Genomic DNA, 4,019 nt, shown 5'->3' on the forward strand with positions numbered 1-4,019 from the left:
ATTATACAGCCATGATTACGCTCGCCTGCATTCTGTTGTGGTTGTAGTTTGAAAACACGCCCTAGCCGTGAGTGGGTGGGACTGCAATGTTGGATTAAAGTAGAGCGCACAGAAACACGATCTGGCAAGCCTTACCATCAGGTCGCTTATTACATCACCAGTCTGGCTTTAGCAGCTCCAGAAGTCGAAGAAAGGAATTCGACAGCATGGGGGCATTGAGAACCGTTTGCATTGGGTAAAAGATGTAGTGTTGCAGGAGGATGGCAGCCGAATTCACGATAGATTGCTGCCACCGAATCTGTCAGTAACACCCGCTATGGCGATGAATATCTTAAGGCAACAGGGTTATCAGTCACTGACGGCAGCACGTCGTCTCCTAGGTCACCACTTGCACAAGATTTTCCTCCTTTTACAATGAATTGGTCCTGCCTTCTTAAGGCTTGTCATTACCAACATTTTTCAAACGACTGGGTTGTAAAATCAGCAGCCCAGCACATATCCATCAATCGACTAAATCCTCGCCATAGGGTTTGCCAACCAGGAAGCCCATCATTTTTACGTCCCAGAAAACCTCCCAAACGGGCAACATATTTCCAAAACTCACCAAGACTTAAATTTTTTGACAACAAACCAAGGCGAGCGACTAAAATATTTAGCATGATCGGGGGTACAAAGTGTTGAGCCGGCAATTGGGGATGACTGCGACTAATTTGGCGTAGCTGTAATAATCGCACGGCGACGACCGCAAAAAACCCAAGTAATGTGACTAAGGCATTGGCAGAATTTAATTGACGTTTTTCGATCGCACAACCAGTTTTCAGGCACTTATGATATTCTTCAATCAACCAGCGACAAGCGTACCAGTCGAGTTGGATTAAGGCAGAGTTGGCATCTGTTACAGGTACTGTTGTAAACAGAATCCATTCCAAATCACCATCTACTGACCAAGCACGTATACACCAACCATGAATTGGCTGCTGTTTTCTTTCATTACCCGTCGCTGGCGGTTGAATTATTAACGGTGACCAAGCAACCTGTAAATCCACATCACGCTTGGGTTCGCCATTGCGACCACGTAGCACAATCGTTTTGAGTGCCATTGGTTTCAAGCTACGAGAAAAGGCTTTAAGATGTCCGAGTGTTGCGTCTGGTTTGGTAATTACACGATTTTGAGTGACCCGCAGTAAACAGTACCAATGCAATGCCGTAGTACGTCGGATATATGAAAAGATATCGCTGCCTCGGTCCCCAACACTTACCCACATTGAATTAACCGCTGGTGCTTCGCCGATTGATTCGACCATCTCCGACCAAATTTCACCTTCACTTTCGGTTCTGAGTAATTCCTGTGAAATGTTCTCAATTTCGAGATTTGGGCTCTGGTGACTGCGTACCCAAGGTATTTGTCCTGCCAGTCCCAATATCTCCGGGTTTCCCGGCACTGGTACTACTGCCAAGCAATTATGCAGCATTATCCCTCGCCCTCTACCGTCGCCGATATGTCCTAACCCTTCTATGTTTCGTGCTTTTGTGTAATCTAGTTCTGATGTGTCTTGGATAAATAGGACAACCTTCTGCGAGCTGTTTTTGGCTCTTGCTTTAGTTGCGGTCGTATGTGGTTTAATCAACTCACTGTGAGTAACTTCTGCTTCTGCAAACAATCTGTAGGCTGCTCTGACTTCATTCCAGCCTTCCATGATATTTGGTAGACTTGCTGCTGGGTTCGCTTCGAGTGCTGCTCCTACGACTATCGCTCTGTCTGTACGACGACTATCCCCCAACTCGGCATCTCCCCACTGTTCAACAGCCCAAGTCTGGAGGTCTGTGAAATTACTCAATTTCATACTCTGACTCTAATACACCTCAGTTCCACTTTAAAATATGTTGGTAATGACAAGCCTTAAGAAGGGGGGGAACGGTGGCCAAAATCGTCAAACAGCAGTCTGGCACTACGTTTGAGCTTAAGTTGACACCTAGGAATTATGGTATCTCCCTCCCTATTTACCCGAGATCAATAAAATTGAAAAATGCTGGTCTTGGCTCCTGACGGGGTGACAAGCAACTTGAAAGCTTAGCTAGAAAATAGTTTAAGTCGATCTAGAACAAAAAAGATATAGCGGTTCTTGGATAGATGAGGTACATAATTCAACTTCAAAAGCTTTACAACACAGGGTTTCGGCGTACTCCATCTTTCTGAGAAAGGCTATAGAGGCAAGTAATCGCTACTTTTGCGGGTTGAGACAATGGAAAATGAAGCAAGAGGGCGATCGCTTTCCATAGTTATTGTCAATAACTATGTCAATAAGCTGCCATTTTTTTCGAGGTTAAGGAGCCTCACTGGTTTCCCTATCTGGTTTTCAGAGGGGTTATACCATTTTCCTAAATTCCTGCTACAGATAAACCCTCTAATATGAATGGATATCCCGTCAAAGAAGCAATCACTTCGTTAGTCAGCTTTTTAACTCTTTTTGCACTGTCTCTCTCAATTCTTCTATGCCATCAAATCTCAACCATTTCAATTGTTCCTTGATCTACCCCGACAGCCTTTCTATTGGATTCACTTCCGGACTATAAGCCGGTTGAAACAATAAAATTACGTTTTCGGGTATATTTAGGTTCAATGAATTATGAAATCCTCCATTGTCTAGTTGGATGATATGCAAATCATCGGGATCAGCAGCGGCAAATAGCTCAAAAAATTTTTCAAAACACACTGTATCTAGATGGGTAAATTCATAAAAGAATCCCTCTCCTGTTTGAGGTTCTACTACTCCATATAACCACAGATATATAAAGTCCCATTGCACTGCTCCGTGAGGCTTAATGCCAATGCCCGTTAATTTCCTTCAATGAACATTGTGTGTCGCCCCATTCGACTTTCGTCTTGGCTCCAATATCGGATTTTATACCACTGCTTTAAAAAGCTCTCACTTTGACTCAGGCTGGCTTTTATCAAGGATGGCAGTTTTTTTTTAATTCTTCTACTGCACCTTTTTTCTGTTTTTCGCTCACGGGACGTGGCACCTTTAATTTTCCTTTCAGTCGATATCTCGCCCACTGATGTACTGTGCGATATGACACCTCTATTTCACAACAGCTTGTCAACCATTGATGGACTTCTTTATAGCTCTTGAATCCTGCGGGTTCTTGCAGTTCTTTCTCTAATCTCTCCAGTGTTTCAGGGTTGATTATTCTTGGTCTTCCCGAACGTTGTTTCTGATATAATAATTCTGTCATTCCCCCAGAACGATAACTAGACAACCATCTCTGCACCGTGGTGCGAGGTTTTCCTAGCTGGACAGCTATTGACCATACAGTTTCTACGGTTTGGGTTTTGAGCCAATAGAGCGCCAGCAGTTTTTCGTGGCTGTAGGCATCTTTAGCTTTCCCCAAAAGAGCTTTGATTTCTTCTTCTGTTTCGGTAATGTTAATCTTGACCCACGACTGACATTTGATCTCCTTTACTCGGCTAATAAATCATAACCATAACATCTATCAACTGTAGCACTATTTTATGAAAGTGGTATTATCACCTCGTCAGTCTTGGCTCAAGAGTCGTATCCCAAAACTATTTGGACAGTTTGATTGCCTGCGCGATGGGATCGAGTATGTCTTACGTTTAGTGTCCTAACCGCCTGGGCGGTTGCTATAATTAGCTGCTCGGATTGACTAGGTTTAATTTGAATATTTTATTTAATAGCACAAAATAACACAGCCCCTATCTGTACTACAGAGAGAGGCTGTGTGTTGATATTGTCCCAGGCATCGAGCTATTTTCTCAGGCAGTGACCCGCCAAATATCTTCGCCACCGCAGCGTTTAACAACCGAGTTCGGGATGGAATCGGAGTGGTGCCACTGCGTCATAGACACCTAGAAAAGCTGTAAGGGTAGAACCCTGAAGACTGCATAGAATTAAGTCATCATCAATTACCATCTTTGGCATAGAGGTCAAGCCCTCGGTCTATTAGTACGCCTCAGCTTCATCCCTCTCAGGACTTCCACTTAACGCCTATCAACG

Annotated in this window: 3 protein-coding genes, 1 rRNA gene and 1 pseudogene; 1 reads left to right on the forward strand and 4 read right to left on the reverse strand. The window is 43.9% G+C overall.

Translation table 11 applies throughout. From position 1 onward, the window contains the following. Positions 1-446: 446 nt before the first annotated feature. Positions 447-1,844, reverse strand: a complete 1,398-nt coding sequence (locus tag QUA02_RS32825; RefSeq protein ID WP_333033906.1) for an IS4 family transposase — start codon at positions 1,842-1,844, stop codon at positions 447-449. A gap of 139 nt (positions 1,845-1,983) precedes the next feature. Between QUA02_RS32825 and QUA02_RS33805 the strand changes: the two are divergent. Beyond that, positions 1,984-2,055: pseudogene (locus QUA02_RS33805) on the forward strand (hypothetical protein); the annotation flags it as partial. A 476-nt stretch (positions 2,056-2,531) separates the two neighbouring features. Here QUA02_RS33805 and QUA02_RS32830 read toward each other — a convergent pair. The 3 genes from QUA02_RS32830 to rrf form a co-directional block, all read right to left on the reverse strand. Further along, positions 2,532-2,807 carry a transposase gene (locus tag QUA02_RS32830; RefSeq protein ID WP_333033907.1) on the reverse strand — a complete coding sequence of 92 codons (276 nt, stop codon included), beginning with the start codon at positions 2,805-2,807 and terminating at the stop codon, positions 2,532-2,534. Positions 2,808-2,952: 145 nt separating this feature from the next. Beyond that, positions 2,953-3,393 carry a helix-turn-helix domain-containing protein gene (locus tag QUA02_RS32835; RefSeq protein ID WP_333033908.1) on the reverse strand — a complete coding sequence of 147 codons (441 nt, stop codon included), beginning with the start codon at positions 3,391-3,393 and terminating at the stop codon, positions 2,953-2,955. 364 nt (positions 3,394-3,757) lie between these two features. Beyond that, positions 3,758-3,875, reverse strand: a 5S ribosomal RNA gene (rrf, locus tag QUA02_RS32840). Positions 3,876-4,019 lie beyond the last annotated feature (144 nt).

This window comes from Microcoleus pseudofavosus SVA1_A4, from assembly GCF_036700565.1.
GTDB lineage: Bacteria > Cyanobacteriota > Cyanobacteriia > Cyanobacteriales > Microcoleaceae > Microcoleus.

Coding starts and splice junctions, on each gene's coding strand:
- QUA02_RS32825 (WP_333033906.1), bottom strand. CDS start 1,844: ATGAAATTGAGTAATTTCACAGACCTCCAGACTTGGGCTGTTGAACAG.